Annotated in this window: 20 protein-coding genes and 1 other RNA gene; 10 read left to right on the top strand and 11 right to left on the bottom strand. The window is 53.3% G+C overall.

Annotated features, from left to right (window positions below; translation table 11 throughout):
- Positions 1 to 7: 7 nt before the first annotated feature.
- From IOQ59_RS06475 to IOQ59_RS06445, 7 genes are all read right to left on the bottom strand, one after another.
- On the bottom strand, positions 8 to 1204 hold the full coding sequence (locus IOQ59_RS06475; RefSeq protein WP_193952463.1) for a class I SAM-dependent rRNA methyltransferase: 1197 nt from the start codon (positions 1202 to 1204) through the stop codon (positions 8 to 10).
- Positions 1205 to 1347: 143 nt separating this feature from the next.
- Positions 1348 to 1740, bottom strand: a complete 393-nt coding sequence (gcvH, locus tag IOQ59_RS06470; protein WP_193952462.1) for a glycine cleavage system protein GcvH — start codon at positions 1738 to 1740, stop codon at positions 1348 to 1350.
- 21 nt (positions 1741 to 1761) lie between these two features.
- Complete coding sequence (gene gcvT, locus IOQ59_RS06465) at positions 1762 to 2868, bottom strand: glycine cleavage system aminomethyltransferase GcvT (RefSeq protein WP_193952461.1); 1107 nt, start codon at positions 2866 to 2868, stop codon at positions 1762 to 1764.
- Positions 2869 to 3074: 206 nt separating this feature from the next.
- Entirely contained in the window at positions 3075 to 4349 is a 1275-nt protein-coding gene (locus tag IOQ59_RS06460; protein WP_193952460.1) for an FAD-dependent monooxygenase, read from the bottom strand.
- Between the two features lie 51 nt (positions 4350 to 4400).
- A complete protein-coding gene (gene ubiH, locus IOQ59_RS06455; protein ID WP_193952459.1) occupies positions 4401 to 5648 on the bottom strand; it encodes a 2-octaprenyl-6-methoxyphenyl hydroxylase in 1248 nt (415 codons plus the stop codon).
- Positions 5649 to 5657: 9 nt separating this feature from the next.
- Positions 5658 to 6977 carry a Xaa-Pro aminopeptidase gene (gene pepP, locus IOQ59_RS06450; protein ID WP_193952458.1) on the bottom strand — a complete coding sequence of 440 codons (1320 nt, stop codon included), beginning with the start codon at positions 6975 to 6977 and terminating at the stop codon, positions 5658 to 5660.
- 2 nt (positions 6978 to 6979) lie between these two features.
- Positions 6980 to 7576 (bottom strand): UPF0149 family protein, encoded by a 597-nt coding sequence (locus tag IOQ59_RS06445; protein ID WP_193952457.1) that lies wholly within the window; start codon positions 7574 to 7576, stop codon positions 6980 to 6982.
- 161 nt (positions 7577 to 7737) lie between these two features.
- On the opposite strand from IOQ59_RS06445, the gene IOQ59_RS06440 reads away from it, so the two are divergent.
- The 4 genes from IOQ59_RS06440 (at position 7738) to IOQ59_RS06425 (ending at position 9158) form a co-directional block, all read left to right on the top strand.
- Positions 7738 to 7947, top strand: coding sequence for a TIGR02449 family protein (locus tag IOQ59_RS06440; protein ID WP_193952456.1), 210 nt, complete (start codon positions 7738 to 7740; stop codon positions 7945 to 7947).
- A complete protein-coding gene (locus IOQ59_RS06435; protein ID WP_193952455.1) occupies positions 7944 to 8261 on the top strand; it encodes a cell division protein ZapA in 318 nt (105 codons plus the stop codon). Before IOQ59_RS06440 ends, IOQ59_RS06435 begins: the two co-directional genes overlap by 4 nt.
- Positions 8262 to 8377: 116 nt before the next feature.
- A non-coding RNA gene (ssrS, locus tag IOQ59_RS06430) (6S RNA) lies at positions 8378 to 8556 on the top strand.
- Between the two features lie 14 nt (positions 8557 to 8570).
- The gene (locus IOQ59_RS06425) at positions 8571 to 9158 is read left to right on the top strand and encodes a 5-formyltetrahydrofolate cyclo-ligase (RefSeq protein WP_193952454.1); all 588 of its coding nucleotides are present in this window, start codon (positions 8571 to 8573) and stop codon (positions 9156 to 9158) included.
- A 32-nt stretch (positions 9159 to 9190) separates the two neighbouring features.
- Here the strand turns inward: IOQ59_RS06425 and IOQ59_RS21330 are convergent, their stop codons facing one another.
- A complete protein-coding gene (locus tag IOQ59_RS21330) occupies positions 9191 to 9316 on the bottom strand; it encodes a hypothetical protein (RefSeq protein WP_255512531.1) in 126 nt (41 codons plus the stop codon).
- A gap of 603 nt (positions 9317 to 9919) precedes the next feature.
- Here IOQ59_RS21330 and IOQ59_RS06420 point away from each other — a divergent pair.
- A complete protein-coding gene (locus IOQ59_RS06420; protein WP_193952453.1) occupies positions 9920 to 10435 on the top strand; it encodes a glycine cleavage system transcriptional repressor in 516 nt (171 codons plus the stop codon).
- 116 nt (positions 10436 to 10551) lie between these two features.
- On the opposite strand, the gene IOQ59_RS06415 is transcribed toward IOQ59_RS06420, so the two are convergent.
- A complete protein-coding gene (locus tag IOQ59_RS06415; RefSeq protein WP_193952452.1) occupies positions 10552 to 11748 on the bottom strand; it encodes a YbfB/YjiJ family MFS transporter in 1197 nt (398 codons plus the stop codon).
- A gap of 132 nt (positions 11749 to 11880) precedes the next feature.
- Between IOQ59_RS06415 and IOQ59_RS06410 the strand changes: the two genes are divergently transcribed.
- Positions 11881 to 12738, top strand: coding sequence for a LysR family transcriptional regulator (locus IOQ59_RS06410; RefSeq protein WP_193952451.1), 858 nt, complete (start codon positions 11881 to 11883; stop codon positions 12736 to 12738).
- Here the strand turns inward: IOQ59_RS06410 and IOQ59_RS06405 are convergent.
- Complete coding sequence (locus IOQ59_RS06405) at positions 12717 to 13505, bottom strand: lipoate--protein ligase family protein (RefSeq protein WP_193952450.1); 789 nt, start codon at positions 13503 to 13505, stop codon at positions 12717 to 12719. The genes IOQ59_RS06410 and IOQ59_RS06405 overlap by 22 nt on opposite strands.
- 142 nt (positions 13506 to 13647) lie before the next feature.
- On the bottom strand, positions 13648 to 15045 hold the full coding sequence (gene argH, locus IOQ59_RS06400) for an argininosuccinate lyase (RefSeq protein WP_193952449.1): 1398 nt from the start codon (positions 15043 to 15045) through the stop codon (positions 13648 to 13650).
- 159 nt (positions 15046 to 15204) lie between these two features.
- Here argH and hemC point away from each other — a divergent pair, with 159 nt between their 5' ends.
- From hemC to IOQ59_RS06380, 4 genes are read left to right on the top strand one after another with little or no spacing between them, the layout of a single operon-like run.
- Positions 15205 to 16146: a hydroxymethylbilane synthase gene (gene hemC / locus IOQ59_RS06395; RefSeq protein ID WP_193952448.1), complete on the top strand. Its 942-nt coding sequence runs from the start codon at positions 15205 to 15207 to the stop codon at positions 16144 to 16146.
- Positions 16139 to 16960, top strand: coding sequence for a uroporphyrinogen-III synthase (locus tag IOQ59_RS06390; RefSeq protein WP_193952447.1), 822 nt, complete (start codon positions 16139 to 16141; stop codon positions 16958 to 16960). Before hemC ends, IOQ59_RS06390 begins: the two co-directional genes overlap by 8 nt.
- On the top strand, positions 16957 to 18228 hold the full coding sequence (locus tag IOQ59_RS06385) for a uroporphyrinogen-III C-methyltransferase (RefSeq protein ID WP_193952446.1): 1272 nt from the start codon (positions 16957 to 16959) through the stop codon (positions 18226 to 18228). The genes IOQ59_RS06390 and IOQ59_RS06385 overlap by 4 nt, the downstream gene beginning before the upstream one ends.
- Positions 18228 to 19481, top strand: a complete 1254-nt coding sequence (locus tag IOQ59_RS06380) for a heme biosynthesis HemY N-terminal domain-containing protein (protein WP_193952445.1) — start codon at positions 18228 to 18230, stop codon at positions 19479 to 19481. Before IOQ59_RS06385 ends, IOQ59_RS06380 begins: the two co-directional genes overlap by 1 nt.
- Positions 19482 to 19682 lie beyond the last annotated feature (201 nt).

Genomic DNA, 19682 nt, shown 5'->3' with positions numbered 1-19682 from the left:
CGTCTCCTCAGGATGCAGGCAGAATGCGTGCGAAGTAGGCTTTCAGATAATCGGTTTCAGGGATCGCAGGGTGCAACGGATGGTCTGCACCTTGATGCCCCTGATGGAAGATCTGTGCACTGCGGTCCAGCTCACGGCTATTGGTACGGATGATATCTACCAACCGACTGTATTCCAGATGCATCGAGCAGGACGCAGAGACCAGCACACCGCCTTTATTCAGCAGACGCATTGCAAAGTTATTCATGCGTGCATAGGCACGCTCGCCGTTGCGAATATCCTTTTTCTTCGCGATAAACGCTGGCGGATCCACCACCACTACGTCAAAACGCTCTTTTTCGGAGATCATGGTTTTGCAGATATCAAACGCATCGCCGTGGAAACCTTCGAAACGGTCATCAGCGCCGTTGATGCGTGCATTCTCGCCCGCCACTTCCAGCGCATAATGAGAAGCATCAACACATACCACCTGCTCAGCACCTGCCGCCAGCGCCTGCGTACCCCAGCCACCCACGTAACTGAACAGATCCAACACGCGCTTGCCCTTAACGTGCTTCTGCATCTGTGCCCGGTTCTCACGGTGATCGTAAAACCAACCGGTTTTCTGACCTTTCTGCAAGGGTGCCAGCAGCGGCACACCGTTCTCTTCCAACGGACACAGATCAGGCAGATCACCCTGCACGATCTCAATGTAAGTCTCCAAACCTTCCATATCACGCATCTTGCCATCATTGCGCAGCAGGATAGCTTTCGGGCGGAACACCTTGTTCAGAGCGTCGACGATATCTTCCAGCACGGCTTCCATACCGGCGGTCGACACCTGCACGACAAAAATATCCATAAAGCGATCAATGACCAGTCCTGACAGGCCGTCGCTGTCGCCGTAAACCAAACGATAGCAAGGCGCATCAAAGCAGGCTTCACGCAACGACAGGGCTATATTCAGACGATGTATCAGCAGTGAACGGTCCAGCACATGTTTCAGATCACGGCTCACAATACGGCCACAGATCAGGGTATTCGGGTTAACGTAGGCAATACCCAGCGCTTTCCCACGGTTGTTTTCTACAACCACCTGCTCTCCAGCAGCAAAGTTCTTCAGCGGGGTCACCGCAGTATCTACTTCATTGCTGTAGATCCACAGGTGACCGCCCCGGAGACGACGATCAGCGCCGTCGCGTAATTTTAACGTTTGCAGTGACATTTATTTCCGTCCAGCTTAAACAACAATCCCGGCTCAGGAGCTCAGCAGATTGCATGCACTTCAACGGTGCAAAACAGCTGCCGGCTCTCTGCCGGGATAGGTAGATCAGAGCAGTGCACCCATAGTGGGTGCACTACCTAAAATCAGGCTTCAGATTCGCAATGCGTAGCGTAACCATCCGCGTCCAGCAAAGCGTCAAGCTCTGCTTCATCGGTCAGCTTCAGCTTGAAGAACCAGCCGTCACCGTATGGATCGCTGTTGACGTTTTCTGGCGTATCTTCCAGCGCTTCGTTGATGGCAATCACTTCACCGGAGATCGGTGCATAGATATCGGAAGCCGCTTTTACGGACTCCACAACACCCGCATCATCGCCGTTCGCCAGCTCTGCGCCCACTTCCGGCAATTCAACAAATACCACATCACCCAGCAGGTCCTGTGCGTGATCGGTTACGCCTACAGTGACGGTGCCATCGCCTTCTACGCGAATCCATTCATGGCTTGCTACATACTTCAGTTCGGATGGATTGTTACTCATTCCAGCGTCCTACCCTTTAAATTAAGAAAAGACTTTTTTGCCGTTTCGTACGAACACCGGGCGCCCGACTTTCACCGCCACCCGCTTGCCACGCATCTCAACTTCCGCACTCTCGCCTGTTGCTGCCGGCACACGTGCCAGCGCAACGGAGTGCCCCAGTGTTGGTGAGAAACTACCGCTGGTAATTTCACCTTCACCAACACCGTCAATAATAACTTTCTGATGTGCCCGCAGCACACCCCGGCCTTCCAGCACTAAACCTACCAGCTTCTGCTCTACGCCTGCCTGCTTCTGGGCTTCCAGCGCGTTACGTCCGATAAAGTTACGCTCTTCAGGCTCCCAGCTGATCGTCCAACCCATGTTGGCCGCCAGCGGCGAAACCGTTTCGTCCATATCGGAACCGTACAGATTCATACCGGCTTCCAGACGCAAGGTGTCGCGTGCGCCCAAGCCGGTTGGTTTGACACCGGCATCCGCCAGCGCCTGCCAGAAATCAGCAGCTTCATCTTCGGGCAGCATCACTTCAAGACCGTCTTCACCGGTATAACCGGTACGGGCGATAAACCAGCCCTCAGATTCAACACCCTGGAATACGCTCAGGTTGTCAATCAGTGTAGCCCGCGACTCGGTCACCGCCACTTTAGCGCGCGCCAGTGCCGATGGACCTTGCACAGCAATCAACGCCAGCTCAGGCTGCTCAGTCAGCGCAACATCATCAAACTTCGCGGCCTGTTCTGCCATCCATGCCAGATCTTTTTCGCGGGTGGCACAATTGACAACCACGCGGAACCACTCACCGGATACGCCCGGCTCAGTCATCAGATAAATGATCAGATCATCGATGACACCGCCATCAACGTTCAGCATTCCAGAGTACAAAGCCTTACCTTTGGCCTGTAACTTAGCAACATCATTAGCCAACAGGTGACGCAGAAATTCTTTAGCATCAGCACCCGTCACATCCACTACGGTCATGTGGGACACATCGAACATACCCGCATCGTTACGGACATCGTTGTGTTCATCCATCTGTGAACCGTAATGCAGCGGCATATCCCAGCCACCAAAATCAACAACCTTGGCACCCATATCAACATGTGCCTGGTAAAGCGCGGTTTTATTGCCCATAGCTGAAACTCTTATTGTGAATACACTGGGCGACCCGTACAGCTGTCGCGAAACTAAAAGAAAAAGGGATGACAATTTATAGGCAATTGGCGATCAGATCAATCTTTGATCGTAGTCAAGCGCTAGACCATCGTCTCAAAGCCACACCGGGACAGACGCTGGAGGATATCGGGAGAGGACGCGGGCCGCAAAAGCCCGCTTAATACTCAGTGACGGATCGGGCGCTGCGCCAAGCGAGGCAAATTACCCCGCAAACCCATCGCATCCATCACGATATGATTTTTCACCGGTGCCATTTTATCCAGCAGGTTCATCCCCATGTTGCGCAAGAGTCGCACGGCCGGTTGTTCAGCGTTAAACAGACGTTTAAAGCTTTCCATCGCCGCCGACATTTGCAGATTGTCACTCTGACGGGCACGCTGGAACCGACGCAATACTGTTTCAGCCCCGTAGGACTCTCCACGCTCAGATGCATCCAGCAACACCTCCGCCAGAGACGCAGCATCCAGTAGCCCCAGATTCACACCCTGCCCGGCCAGCGGGTGAATGGTATGCGCAGCATCCCCAATTGCGGCGAATCCTTCGCGTACATAGTACTTTGCATGGCGTTGGCGCAGCGGGAACACATGGCGCTGATCCACCCACTCGACATCCCCTAAACGGTGCTCAAACGTACGCGCTAAATCCGCGCAGAATGACTCATCGTCCAGCGCCATCAGTTCGTTGGCATGACCCGGCGAGGTAGACCACACAATCGAGCTGGTCCGATCATCCTCATCCGCGTGCAACGGCAGAATCGCCAGCGGACCGTCTTCGGTAAACCGCTGCCACGCGGTATGCTGATGAGATTGCTCAGTACGAATGGTCGTCACTATCGCATGGTGACCGTAATCCCACTCCATCATCGGAATAGCCGCCAACTGACGGGTGCGCGACAGAGCACCATCCGCCGCAACCACCAGCGGTGTCTGTACGATCCGCCCGTCACTCAACCCCAGCATCCGCAGACCACCGTCGGCCGGATCGGGTTCAGAGAGCGTATTCATCGCAACACCCGACTGAAAATGCAGGTTGTCATGCTCCCCTAACACTTCGTAAAGTGCCGCCAGCGTAACTCGATTCTCAACGATATGCCCCAGACAAGGCTCATGCAGTTCGTTCGAAGAGAAGTGGATATGACCGGTCCCTTCACCATCCCAGACATCCATACCGGTATAAGGGCTCACGCGGTAATCGAGCATTTTGGGCCAGGCACCCACCGAGGTCAGAATCTGCTGAGACGCACAGGTCAGCGCACTGACGCGAGGATCGTAGCCTTTGGCCTGCTGTTGGTGCACCACCGCCGGATAACCCGCAGGATCTCCTTCGCGCTGCTCCAGCAACCAGATATTCAAGCCGGAAGGGGCTAGCGCCGTGGCCAGAGTAACCCCGACCATGCCTGCACCTACAATGACGATATCAACCTGCTCTGCTGCGCTCATTGTTTTCTCTTCACTTTACTGTTGTTCCACTTTTGCTATATCAGCGTTGGCTTATTTCAAATCCGGTGCAGGCATATCCAACCCCATCGCACCGCGGGCAAACACGGTCTTTGCAGGCGGACAAATATCCAGCAACTGCAATCCCAGATCCCGGCCAAATGCACACAATGGATTGTTGTTCGAAAACAACTTCATCACCTGATCGCTCAGACCGATGGTCCGCTGCTGGTCATAACTCTGCTGCTCATAAAATGCCTGCAGAACACCCAGATCACCCACCGAAATCCCCTGTTTACGCGCGCCGATGATCTGATCAGCCAATGCAACCACACCCCGCAGGGCCAGATTGTAGCCCTGACCCGCAATCGGGTGCAGCGCATGTGCAGCGTTACCCAAGACCGCCAGCCCCGCGCGCACCTGTTCATCGGCAACCGCCAGCTTCAGCGGATAGGCATGACGCTCACCCACGTGTACAAAACACCCGGCCCGATAACCAAAACGCTCGTGCAGGCGTTCGATAAATGCATCGTCGTCCAATGCCAGTATTTCTTCAACCCTATCGTCGGGCACCGTCCACACCAGACCACAACGGTGCTGACCACCCTCATCTTCCAGTGGCAACAGCGCCATAGGACCTGAATCGGTGAAGCGTTCGTACGCCACACCTTCGTGACTTCGATCAGGACTCACATTGGCGATCACTGCATGCTGGCCGTAAGACGCCTGCTGATAACCGATCCCCATACGTTCACGCAACTCAGAGCGGCCACCGTCAGCCATCACCACCAGCTCAGCGGTCAGCTGCTGCATTTCGTCATTGTGCTTCACATTCAACCCCATCTGCTTGGCACCGGGCTGGATATCCATCACCTCTGCCGGACAGATAAAATCCACCCGCCCAGCATCCGGTTGCTGCAAACGATCCAGCAATACCCGCCCCAACCAGTGGTTTTCAACCACATAACCCAGCGCAGAGACGTGCTCGTCCTCTGCATGTAAACGGGTCGCACCAAAGCGTCCACGATCAGATACGTGGATATGCTCAATCGGACTCAGATGTTCGCGTAACGTGTCCCAGATACCCATCAGCTCATAAAGGGTGCGGGCACCGTACGCCAATGCGGTGGCACGGGAGTCATAGCTGGGCTGATAGATCAGTTCACTGGCTTCCGGCATGGGAAACGCTTCAATGACAGCAATATTCAGATCCAGCTGCTCACTGGCGGGTAACAAGGCACAAGCCAGACTCGCGCCAACCATGCCCCCGCCTACAATCACGATGTCGTAATGCTGTTTCATCTTTCTGGCTTAGCCCGCCATCAGGGATTCGATCTCAGCAACCTGCTTAGGCACTGCGGCAGTCAGCACTTCGCAACCACCTTCAGTCACCAATACGTCGTCTTCAATACGAATACCGATACCGCGCCAGCGTTCCTCTACCTTGTCATTAAACGGAGAGACATAAATTCCGGGCTCCACGGTCATCACCATACCCGGCTCCAGCAGACGCCAATTGCCATCCACCTTGTAGTCCCCTACATCGTGCACATCCATACCCAGCCAGTGGCCGATACGGTGCATATAAAACTCGCGATAAGCACCCTGCTCAATCAGCTCTTCAACATCGCCCTGCAACAAACCTAAGCCCACCAACCCTTCGGTGATCAACTCCACCGAGCGATCATGAATGTCGTTCCAGGGTGTACCCGGGCGAACCAGCTCAATACAGGCTTCCTGAGCATCCAACACCAGCTGGTACAGCGCCTTTTGCTCAGCACTGAAGGTACCGTTTACAGGGAATGTTCGGGTAATGTCTCCGGCGTAGTAGTCCAGTTCACAACCGGCATCAATCAACACCAGATCACCGTCGTTCAGTACATCTGCATTTTCGGTGTAATGCAGGACACAGGCATTATCACCTCCGCCGACAATCGACGGGTAGGCAGCCTGCCGGCAACGGTTTACCGCAAAATGATGGGTGATCTCCGCTTCCAGTTGATATTCAGTCATACCCGGCTGGCAGATCTGCATAGCGCGCACGTGTCCCTGCGCAGAGATCTCACCCGCCTGTCGCATCAGATCCGCTTCAGCAGATGACTTAAACAGACGCATTTCGTGCAACAGATGATCCAGCATCACCATTTCAGTTGGTGGCACCGCGCCCTGACGCGCCTGCGCACGGATAGCGTTGAGCCAACCGCGCACCTGAGCATCAAGCGCATCGTCACAGCCAATGGCGTAATAGATGCGGTCACAACCGTCCAGCAAACCCGGCATCTGATCATCGATCAGCCCAATGGGATGCGCCTGATCAGCCCCATACTCGCTCTTCAGTCCTTCAGGGCCGGCACGGTAACCGTGCCAGATCTCCATCTCAGGATCACGATCCTGACAGAACACCACGCATTCACCTGCTTCACGACCGGGGATCAGCACCAACACCGCATCCGGCTCGTCAAAGCCCGTCAGGTAATAGAAGTCACTATCCTGACGGAAGGCATAATCCACATCACGGTTACGAGGGGCCAGCTGAGCAGAGGGCACTATCGCTATACTGTGCGGCTGCATCTGCGCCATCAGGCGCGCACGGCGTTCAGAAAATACGGACTGAGCAAGCAGGCTTTTCATAATCAGTGCACTGTTTTCTGGGGGCTATTGTTAGCAGGCGGTTCCGCTTTATTGCACTCGGCAAACAACATCAGCACCACCATACGGACGTACTCTTCCACTTCCATCAGATCGTTTTCACTGCCGTCATCATCGTCAACGCCTGCCACAATCTGCGCAATCTGGTTCAGATCGGCGAGCGCTTCTTTGGCTTCTTTCGACAGCGTTTTGTCAGTATGTTTACCGTAGAGGCCAAAACCACTCAGAAAACCCTGGCACCACTGCCCTAACCCTTCTGCACGTTGCGCCAGACTTTGTTCTTCATCGGGCACACTCAGCTCCAAAATCAGCTCGGGCGCCTCCAGCATCAACAACGTCTGCTGGTACATATCGAGCAACAACACTTTGCTGTTTTCATGCTTCAATGCGGTGATATCCATCAGATCGCAGGCGCTTTGTAAAAGCACTGCGGGTTCCAGACGGGCCCCCGCCGATAAGTGGCCACTCATTAGGCCGTGCAGCTCAGACGGAGAAACAACATGAACGCCTTCGGCAACCATCAGATTAGCGATCAGATCAAAATCCGGCAGTTCCGGTTGTGCATAAGATTCGGATGACATGGATGTGGACTTAAAACCAAGATTGAAATGGACCCGCAGTGCGGGCAATAAAAGATATAGTGCTAATCCTAGCACTTCCCCGACACAGGAGCCACGGACCGGCATTGACCGTCTGGCGGGGGGTCTTTATAGTCCGACAGGATAGTCGTCTGGAAAATAAAATGAGTGAACAGCATTTAACTATACTGGAACAGAAAGTAGATCAGCTTCTGGCATACTGTGATCAACTGGAACAGGACAACAAACGACTGCGTCAGCAAGAACATGAGCTGAAACAGGAACGTTTACAGATGATCCAGCTAAATGATCAGACCCGCCATAAAGTTGAAGCCATGATTCAGCGCCTGAAAGCTTTGGAGCAAAGTGCATGAGCCAGGATCTAAAAACTGTTTCGATCAGACTGCTGGAAAAAGAGTACAGCATCAACTGTCCGCCGGAAGCGCGCACCGAGCTAGAAGCTGCCGCGCAGTATCTGGATGATAAAATGGCGGAGATCCGTCACAACGGGAAACTGATTGGTCTCGAACGCATTGCGGTGATGGCGGCCCTGAACATCACGCACGAGCTGATAAAAGAGCGCGGGTCGCACGAACAGACACTCAAGGATAATGTTGAGCAGCTCTGCCTGCGCATCGATAACGCCCTAAGCCATGAGACTAAAGAGCCAGAAAACACAATTGATTGAAAACTTTTCAATTGAGCAAAAAACCACCAAAATACAAGCAGTTACAACCACTGCCTAGCATAACAAAGTTTTATTTCAAGACCTGACTTCCACATTGAGACGAGTATAATGTGATTAACTCCCTGAGGTGTTCGACAGCTGGTAACGTCCCTCGAGCCGATAAGCACACCTCCGGAGGTTTCACGCAAGCATTGATGTGCATGTCCGTTTTACGGAAAGCCTAATATGTTTCTGAAACCGCCACCTTGAACCTTCGGGTTCAGGGCCAGTACCACACCGGCACCCCGGGGAGCCTCTTCACCACACCTTATGAATCCACGTCAGCAGCTCCGTCAAGATATCCGTCGTAAACGTCGCGCGTTAACCCGCACCCAGCAGTTACGTGCAGCCAAACGCCTCCATGCACAGCTATGTCGACGCCCCGATTTTATTCGTGCCCGCCATGTAGCCCTATATCTGCCCAATGACGGCGAAATAGATCCACGCCCTTTATTAGAGTCTTGCTGGAAGATGGGTAAAAAAACCTATTTGCCGGTACTGCACCCCATCTTGCACAACCGTCTCTGGTTTGTACCTTTCGACCGTCAGACAAAACTTGTGCGCAATATCTATAAAATTGAAGAGCCGCCGATTATTAAAGCGCCGCGCCGCCCACCTTGGGCATTAGATCTGGTGCTGCTTCCTCTGGTGGCCTTTGATGCCGATGGGAACCGGATGGGAATGGGAGGCGGGTATTATGACCGGACCTTCAGTTTTAAAAACCGGAGACAAAGTATTCCGGGCCCAAAACTCATTGGACTGGCGCATGAATTGCAGCGCGTAGAACACCTACCGGTGGAAAACTGGGATATTCCACTGGCCGGGATCATCAGCGATCAGGCATCTTATCTCGGTTGATAAGTGCCAGCGGTTAAACCATGTTGCTGGCCTTAGTTGCCAGCAACACTTCCTACGATTGAAGGTACATCAAAATCTGCATGGGAAATGCCGGTCATTAACGTGCCGACAACAAAAAACAACACAAGTACCGCAACTAAATCTGGACCTTTCTTCATCTGTCTCTACTTTCCGGTTATGCAGTCAAACGTATGTTTCGATCATAGGATACAACAAAGGCAGCATTTTCCCCGAACGACGAGAATAAGCAAGCCTTTTTCCTGAGATTCAAGAATTATATCGACCAGATCCGCATAAAGTTTAACAACTGCTTCGATCATGTTCGCAAATAACAACTTTATGACACCGCAATCTCGAAAAGTTCAAAGCAATTACCTACACAATCGACAAAGTAATGACGGACATCAACATTTAACCACCAATGATTGCCATCAGCATCCCGTCCTATCCAGCGGACGGCCAAGCGCACATTTCAGCTCACAGTGATGCGCAACACAACTCAACATCATCCGCACCATCCAAGACAAGCGTAACCTCAACCAAAGACACCACCTGCGTATTCACAAAACACACGCGGTTGCATAAAGCCCGCCCGCACCAGCAGCATAGGCGCCAATCCATATCAGAACGACGGTAGCCCTTCCATGTGCGAAATTTCGGTCTGACACTTCTGTTGCAGCGCGGGAGTGTTATAGTGCTTAAGGTAACTAACAAGAAAAGGCCAGTGGGGACAACGGCCGAAAATACACAGGAGTATTCTCATGATGACATCTCTGGTTCTTACCGTCATCGGTCCGGATAAACCGGGTCTGGTTGAACTACTAGCACAGACCATTGCCGATCATCAGGGCAATTGGCTGGAGTCTGGCATGTCCCGTCTGGCTGGCAAATTTGCTGGCATTTTGATTACAGAAGTACCCGCTGATAAAGCCGAAGCACTGACCGCTGCCCTGACTGCGCTCGAAGCTCAGGGCTTAAAAATTGTTACCGAACGTTCCGCGGAAGCCGAAGCTGCTGCAGGCCAGAGCTTTACGCTGGAACTGGTGGGTCACGACAAACCCGGCATCGTGCGCGAGATCTCTCAGGCACTGGCAAAACGTCATATCAACGTCGAACGCCTAAGCACTGAGCTGACATCCGGCTCCATGTCTGCCGAGCTGCTCTTTAAAGCCAGTGCAGACCTTTCGGCCGCTGCGGACACAGATCTAGACGACCTGCAGGACGCACTGGAAGATATCGCCAGTGATCTGATGGTAGATATTACTCTGAACAACTGATTTATCCGCGTGTCATGACATAAAAAAACCGCACTCAGGCCCAGCCTCAGTGCGGTTTTTTTTACAACGGAGCTACGCCGCTTAGCGCAGTACTATATATGTAGGCAAGCGGACATCTACACCGCTTCCTGTACCTGACGTTGCTCTTTTTTCTCCAACTGTATCAGCACGATAATCAGCACCGTCCCCAGCGCGACAAAGCCCCCCGCCAGAAACAGCCCCAAGTCGTAATTACCATTCTCCCGCGCAAGCATCCCAGTCAGCGCAGGAGCCACAATCTGGGCCACACCGTAAGCTAATGTCATTTTACCCATCAGCTTAGCCGGCTTGGTCGGATAAAAGCGCCCAGCCATCGTCAACACCAGGCTCACGCAGCCGATAAAAGTACCACCATAAAATAACGCGCTCAGTACCACTCCCAGTACGGAATCCGTCAATGCAGGTAGAACGATCCCTATAATCTGTATGCCATATGCCATCATCAGTGCCCGCAGGTAGCCCACCGCCCGGGCAATTCGATCCCAGATAATGGCCGCCGGCATCACCGCCAGCCCGATCAGCATAAAGACCCATTGCCCCATTCCTTTCAGCGTTTCCTGCCCTTCGACAATATCCACAATAAAGGTCGCGCTGATAACATAACCATAACCGGCGCAAAAATAGGCAACCAACATAATTGCCATAAACAGCTGGCTGGGAGGCTGATCAACCAGCTTGGCCCCGGAGACAGTGACCGGACGGGTGTCGGGTTTTGGCATCCAAATCCACGCAGGAATACTCAACAGCAAAGCGCACACGGCAAACCAGATCCACTGCAGATCCCAACTCTGAGCCAGATACACCAACAGCTCAACCACCGCCGATGCAAAAATAATCCCCACTCCAGCACCAGCAAAATGGATACCCAGCTCACCACGATAATGGTGACGAATCAGCCAGTTCAGAATCAGACCAGAGGCGATCAACATACCACCAGAGCTACTGAGTCCGGAGATAAAGCGCAACACTGCCCACACAATCATGTTGTCTGTGAACGCCATCGCGAAGGTGGTCACCACCGCCAACACCAGGTACAAGCGATACAGCCGGTCTTTGGTGCGCAGATCACTGACTGATGCTGCCAACAATGCTCCCGCCATGTACCCCATGTAGTTAACTGCTGCCAGCCAGCCGCCTGCAGCCTCGTCCAGCCAAGTTTCTGCCTGCATGATCGGTAACAGCGAGGTATAGGAAAATCGTGCGATACCGATCGTAACGATCATGCAAAGCACACCTGCGGCCAACACCTTATAACGTTCAGCACCCGATGACATAAGTGGAGTCTCATTTATTGTTATACGTAGAGGATTGAGCCTAGACCGCTTTAAATCTCTCCACAAACGAATTATAAAGAACCAAACGTTCTCTATTTTAGAACCAAGCAATAACAAGCCTCGGACCTGTCTATGGAACTGCTCGCTCTGCGCACACTGAAAGCCGTTGTTGAAGAAGGTGGTATAAAAGCTGCGTCACTCAAGCTCCACACGGTGCAATCCAACATCACCACCCGCATTCAGCGCCTGGAAGAGGAGTTAGATGCAGCTCTGTTTATACGTCGCGGTCGCAAACTGGAGCTCACTCAAAGCGGGGAAATTCTCTACAACTACGCCAACCAGATGCTACAGCTTGAGCGGCAGGCGACGGCCGCGGTTCACTTGGCTGCCGATAACTATGAACTGCATATTGGCAGTCCGGAACCCTTCGCGGCCGTGCACCTACCCGCGGCCCTGCAAGCATTGCGACGGGATTACTCCAACATCATCCCCAAAGTCTACTCCGCGACCAGTGCTGAGCTGATCACCGCCGTATTGGACCATCAGCTGGACTGCGCGTTTGTCGGTGGGCAGGTCGAACACGGAGAATTGAATGTGATTCCTGCGGTACAGGAAGAGATGGTCGTCGTGACGTCGAAAGAACAGGCGGGGGAACCCACGTTAATTATACGTGGCGATGGCTGCGCTTACCGTGAGCGTGCATTAGCCTGGCAGCGTAAAACGGGGCGCAGTAACGAAGAGACGATGGTCATGAGTACCGTGGATGGCTTGCTGGGGTGTGTCGCAGCCGGTCTGGGTTACACCGTCATCAGCCGTGAAATGGTGACCCAGAATCGGTATGAACACTCGCTGCAACTGGAAAGCCTCAACGCCACAGAGGCAGCCATGAATATCATGCTGATTCACCGCAAAGACGCCCTTCCCATCGAAGCCATCAATATTTTAGCCGGACTGTTTAAGCAACCCGATCAGCCTCGCTCGGCAAGCTGAGTAAAGGCTTCAGCTAAGCGTTCACGCACCAGCAAGGTCAGCTCGCCGGGGGCCAGATCGGCAGCCCGCTCAGCCATCCGATGCTGCACACTGGTGGATACCGCCGGATCGAACACCCGCTCGCTGCCCGCCAATTGATAGAAGCGGTTCACCACATCGGTACCGGCGACCGGGTCACTTTCCACCATCAACATGGATTGGGCCATAACGGCAGAGCGCTGCACGCCATCGTCCGATTTTTTTGCACCGATGATGCGCTGCGCGGTCCCGGTAATCTTCAGACCATCCACCACCAAATTGTATTTGCCATCACAATAAGAGCCTTTGACCTCACCATAACCAGGGGTCAGGCCAAGTGACGCCAGTGCCATCTGCAACGGTTCACACAAGGCTTCATATACAGCATCCATACTGAACTGAAATAACTTCTCCTGCCGGAACATCAGGCTGAAGTGAATAATTCCCGGCTCGTGTGGCACTGCAGTCCCCCCACTTTCGCGCACCAACACCGGCCAGCCTTCCTGACCCAGCTGTATCTGTGCGTCTTTAAAGCTCGGAAAGCGGGTTTCACGACGGGTCACCACCAAACTTTGAGGGTTTTCCCAGATGCGGGCGGTTGCCCCTCGCTTACCTGCCGCCACCTCTTTTAACAACGCGGTATCACGTTGCAAACCATCTATAGGGTCAACGGAGATCGGCTCATTAATCAGGCGCCAGCGCGGATAGGCTGCAAAAATGGCAGCGGCTTCAGACTGAGGATTCGACATAGACGAAAAGCTCCTGCAAAACAGAGAGATAGCAATGTGCTAAGGCTAGCAGAAGGATGCAGAGGAAAATACTGAGGAGAACTACGTACAAACAAAAACGGGGTAACCAATGGCTACCCCGTTCAGATGGATCCGGTCGTGATTAAGCCTGACGTTCCGCCAGTTTCTTCTCACCGCGTGCAACTGCAGCACGCACCTGATTCGGTGCCGTACCGCCGATGTGATCACGCGCGGCAACAGAGCCCTCCAGCGTCAGCACATCAAACACATCCGCAGTGATCACATCAGAGAACTGAGCCAGTTCATCTAACGTCATCTCGCCCAGATCTTTATTCTGCTCAATACCGTATGCAACAGACTTACCGACAATCTCGTGTGCATCACGGAACGCAACACCTTTACGTACCAGATAATCAGCCAGATCGGTAGCAGTAGAGAAACCACGCAGCGCCGCTTCACGCATGCTCTCTTTTTTCGGCTCCAGCGCAGGAATCATATCCGCAAATGCACGCAGACAGCCTTTCACCGTATCGATCGCATCGAACAACGGTTCTTTATCTTCCTGATTATCTTTGTTGTACGCCAACGGCTGCGACTTCATCAACGTCAGCAGGCTCATCAGGTGACCGTAAACACGACCCGATTTACCACGTACCAACTCAGGCACATCCGGGTTTTTCTTCTGCGGCATAATAGAAGAGCCTGTGCAGAAGCGATCCGGCAAGTTGATGAAGTTAAACTGAGCAGATGTCCACAACACCAGCTCTTCAGACATACGGGTCATGTGCATCAGCAGGATGCTGGACGCCGCACAGAATTCAATGGCGAAATCACGATCCGACACAGCATCCAGTGAGTTTTCAGCCGGTGCACTAAAGCCCAGCAGCTCGCAGGTCATATCACGCTCGATCGGGTAAGTTGTACCGGCCAGCGCCGCAGCCCCCAGTGGCATAATATTCGTACGCTCACGGCAATCAACAAAACGGCCGTAATCGCGGCTCAGCATCTCAAACCATGCCAGCAGGTGATGACCAAAGGTTACCGGCTGTGCCGTCTGCAGGTGTGTAAAGCCCGGCATAATGGTATCTGCTTCACGTTCAGCCACACCCAGTAAGCCCTGCTGCAGACGGGTAATCTCTTCCAGAATCAGATCCACTTCGTCGCGCAAGTACAGGCGAATATCGGTTGCGACCTGATCGTTACGGGAGCGCCCGGTGTGCAGTTTCTTGCCGGTAATACCGATCTTCTTAGTCAGTGCCGCTTCGATGTTCATGTGCACATCTTCCAGTGCCACAGACCATTCAAATTCACCGCGTTCGATTTCGATACGGATTTCACCCAGACCGCGGATGATGTCATCACGCTCGTCTTCGGTCAGCACGCCCGCTTTAGTCAGCATTTTGGCATGAGCGATAGACCCGCGGATATCCTGCAGATACATACGCTGATCAAATTCTACAGATGCGGTAAAACGGGCTACGAAAGCGTCGGTTGGCTCGTTAAAACGGCCGCCCCACTGCTGGTTAGTATTGTCACTCATGCGATCAACCTCGAATCTCGCAGCCAACGGTGGCTGCAGGCTAAAAATTTGCGACTTATTATATCATGCTCAACCCTCATCGCCCCTCTTCGTATCTGATACAATCGAGTCAATTGAATGCTTTCCACAACCCGTATGTGGTTTTTACAGGATCTGAAGATGAGCAAAACCCTCCGAATCGCCACCCGAAAAAGCCTGCTGGCACTCTGGCAGGCCGAATACGTCAAAGCAGAGCTTGAAAAACACCACCCGGATCTGACCGTGGAGTTGGTGCCTATGGTGTCTCGCGGTGACAAGATTCTGGATACCCCACTGGCTAAAGTCGGCGGTAAAGGGCTGTTTGTAAAAGAGCTGGAAACGGCTCTGCTGGAGAATCGTGCCGATATCGCGGTTCACTCCATGAAAGATGTACCGATGGAGTTCCCTGAAGGCCTGGGTCTGAGCGTTATCTGTCCGCGTGAGCAGCCAACCGATGCGTTTGTATCCAACAACTACAAACATCTGGATGATCTGCCCGCCGGTGCTGTTGTTGGCACCTCTTCCCTGCGTCGCGAAGCTCAGCTGCGCGAACGCCGTCCGGATTTAGAGATCAAATGGCTGCGTGGCAATGTACAAACCCGTTTGGGCAAACTGGATGCCGGTGATTACGATGCCATCATTCTGGCGACAGCCGGTTTGCTGCGACTGAAACTGGAAGACCGTATCACGCACGAAATTACACCCGAGGACAGTCTGCCAGCCGGTGGTCAGGGTGCCGTGGGTATCGAATGCCGTACGGACGATGCCGATGCAATTGCACTCCTGAAACCATTGCACCATCAGGAGACTGCATGGCGCGTGATGGCCGAGCGCGCCATGAACCGTCGTCTGGAAGGCGGCTGCCAAGTACCTATCGGCTGCTACGCCGTACTGAATGATGACAACAGCGAACTGTTCCTGCGTGGTTTGGTTGCCCGCCCTGACGGCACCAAAGTGCTGCGTGATGAGATCACCGGCACTCCGGAACAGTGTGAAGCTCTGGGTATCGAGCTGGCTGAACGCTTGCTTGCCGAAGGGGCCGACGAGATTCTTAAGGCCGTCTACAGCGACAGCAATGACTGAAGCGTCCCACCCTACGACACTGGCAGGTAAACGGGTACTAGTCACCCGCCCTGCCCATCAGTCCGCGGAGCAGATCGCCCAGCTAAAACAGCTGGGCGTCGACGTAGTCACACTGCCCGTGCTCGAAATTAAGCCCTTCTCGCCCCCTGCAACCGAATACCATTTGGCAAAAAGTCGCATTTTGGACCTCGATTTATATCAACACGTGATATTTATCAGCGCCAATGCTGCCCGAATTGGTGCAGAATTGATCGACGACTACTGGCCACAACTCCCCATAAAGGTATGCTGGCTGGCGATTGGTAAGAAAACAGCCGCCACACTAGCGAACTATGGTATAGATGCTGAATCCAGCACATTGGGGTACGATTCAGAAGCCCTGTTGGAATCATCTGCACTGCAAGACGTGAGTGACAGTCGAATTTTGATTATCCGAGGCCAGGGCGGCCGGGAAAAACTGGCAGAGACACTGCGCGAACGGGGTGCTCAGGTCGAGTACGCTGATCTTTATCAGCGGGTAAGACCTGTATACAACGACGCCCAGATAGAAGAAACTTTGTACCAACAGCGGCCCGATGCGCTATTGGTCACCAGCAGTGAAGGGTTAAATAACCTTTTACTGCTCGCCCACGGCAATCAGCGACAGTACGATCCATCCACACTGTTTAGCTGTCAGCTGGTTGTACCGAGTGAGCGTGTTGCACAGCAAGCACAGCTTGCCGGTTTTAAAAGGATTACGACAGCCGCAGGAGCCGATGATCTGGCAATGATCACCGCCCTGCTGCCTGCAACCGATGCGGAAAGCGACAAATGAGCGAAAAAGATAAAAAGCAGCAGCAAAATAACACCCCTGACAACGATGTTATTGAAGGTGAACTGGTGAAAGACTCAGACAAAGAGGCTGAAAAATCAGCCGATACTTCTGCTCCAGAGACTCAGGAAGCAGAACAAAACAGCGCTGACGAGCAGGCTGAAGCCGTTTCTGATAACTCGGCTGAAACAGACGCTCCAGCAGAAAAAGCAACAGAAGAGAAAAAACCAGGTGCAACCTGGCCGGGCAAAGTAGCCCTAATCCTGTCTGTTGCAGCGCTGGGCGCATCCGGCTATCTGTACTGGCTGACATTACAGCAGACCCAGAGCAATGAGATGCTGCGTAGCAGCCTTGCTCAGGATGTGCAGAACAACCTGACCAGCAGCAATAACGAAACCAACCGTTCAATTGCTGACTTGGGCCGCCGTCTTGATGACGTGCGCACTCAGGCTGCCGCAGATAAAATTGGCGTTGAAGAACTGCAACTACGTCTAACCCGTAGCATGCAGCAGATCAACGCCAAGCAGCAGGATAACAGCACGGAATGGTTACTGGCCGAAGTAGAATATCTGCTACGTCTGGCAAACCAGCGTGTGCTGATGGAAAAGACTGCTGACGGCGCGCTTACGCTGCTGAAATCAGCAGATAAAATCCTGTCTGAAACCGACGACGTGACGATCTATGAAGTCCGTAAAGCGCTGGCAACAGATATCGCGGCACTGGAAGCCGTACCTCAGGTTGATACCGAAGGGGTCTTCCTGAAACTGGGCGCAATGAATGATCAGGTCGAAAAACTGCGTTTGATCCCTCTGGCGGAAAAACGTGAACTGCCTGATCTGCTGAAAGAGATCACTCCGGATAGCGTCAGCGAAAGCTGGGCCAGCGGCATGAAAGCCAGCTGGAACAGCGCAATGGACAAGCTGGGTTCACTGGTAGTCATCCAGCAGCGCGACGGCAAAATTGAGCCTCTGCTGTCACCAAAAGAGACTTTCTACCTGAAGCAGAATCTGCACCTGATGCTGGAACAGGCACAGATGGCCCTGCTGCAACGTGAGCAAGGTGCCTATGACAACAGCCTGATCAAAGCACAGGCATGGGCCGCTGAATACTTCGACAAGAAAGATGCTGCCACCCAAGCGCTCGTTCGTGGGCTGGAAGACCTGAAACCGGTACAGGTATCTCCGGAAGTACCGGATATCTCCGGCTCCCTGCGTGAACTGAAAGACTATCTAAAACGCATGACCAAGCTGAAGGAAGAGGGGGCTAAGTAATGAAAAAGCTCTTTATTCTACTGCTGGTCGTACTGGCTGCCGGTACCTGGGTGGGCCAGTTAATGGTTCAGGATCCGGGGTATGTCCTGATTGCGTTTAACGAAACCACAGTCGAAACCAGCCTCTGGGTCATGCTGGTGATCGGCGTACTGGGCTTCCTACTGGCACATTGGTTGCTGAACATCCTGACCAACGCCATGATGCCAGTACATCGCCTGCGTAACTGGCGTGATCGTCGTAACCATAATGTCTCTCAGCGCAAGACACTGAAAGGCCTGATGGCACTGTCCGAAGGCAACTGGGTTCGCGCTCAACGCCAGCTGGGACAAGCGGCTGAACGTTCTGAACTGCCACTGATTAACTATCTGGCTGCTGCTCGTGCGGCACACGAACAAGGCGACGAAAAAGCCGCCGATGAGCTGCTGCAGAAAGCACGCACCAGCACACCTCAGGCTGAAGTTGCGGTAGGTATTGCTCAGGCTCAGATCCAACTGGCACGCGGTCAGCTGGAACCTTGTCTGGCCAACCTGCTGAAACTGCGCAAACTGGCGCCAAAGAACACCTACGTGATGCGCCTGCTGAAAGATGTGTATGCCAACCTTCAGGACTGGGATGCGATTGCCAAGCTGCTGCCCGAGCTGAAAAAGTCTCAGGCCGTGCGCGACGATGCTTTGGTAGAGCTGGAACGCCAGACCTACATGAACTTGCTGAATCACAGCCTAGAACAACTGCCGGTAGAAACCGACAATGCCAGCCGTCATAGCGTACTCGATAAAGCATGGCAGAAACTACCACGTAACCTGAGTGGCGAACCGGATCTGGTCCGTCGCTATATTGAACTTCTGATCTCCATCAGCGCCGAGCCTAAAGCTGAACAAGTACTTCGCGAGATGATCAGCAAGCAATGGAGCGAACAGCTGGTTAACCTGTACGGCCGCATTATGGGTCAGGACCTGAAGAAGCAGATGAGCCATGCGCAAGGTTGGTTGAAACATCACCCTGACAGCGCAGACTTGTTGCTGACACTGGGCCGCCTCTCGCTGCGCAATCAGGTTTGGGGGCAAGCACTGGGTTACTTCGAACAGAGCTTCTCTATTCAGCCTAGCCAGGAAACACTGGCAGAGTTGAGCCGCCTGCTGCGCCACTTAGGTGAAGCCGACAGAGCACAAGATCTGATGCAGCAGAACCTGTCAGTTGTTGCCAACGACCTGCCAGAACTGCCGCAGCCGGAAGCTGAAGCAGCAAAAGCCTGATAAACAGCGCTCGATAAAAAGGCCGATAGGGAAACCTATCGGCCTTTTTTGTACTCATTGTTGTCACCGGTGCTGGGTATCACTGCCTAAATCGCACTCATTCATCTGTAGGGCAGCTTTCAGGCTGCCGGTAGCCTGAATGGAAACCCTACAAACAGTATCACCTTCGCTGGATCGAACCGCACAACAGACTTGATCAAC

Origin of the sequence: Pontibacterium sinense, assembly GCF_015209595.1 — a bacterium.
GTDB lineage: Bacteria > Pseudomonadota > Gammaproteobacteria > Pseudomonadales > Balneatricaceae > Pontibacterium > Pontibacterium sinense.
Note: the sequence above shows the minus strand (reverse complement) of the source record. Positions and strands in the feature narration are given on the sequence as shown.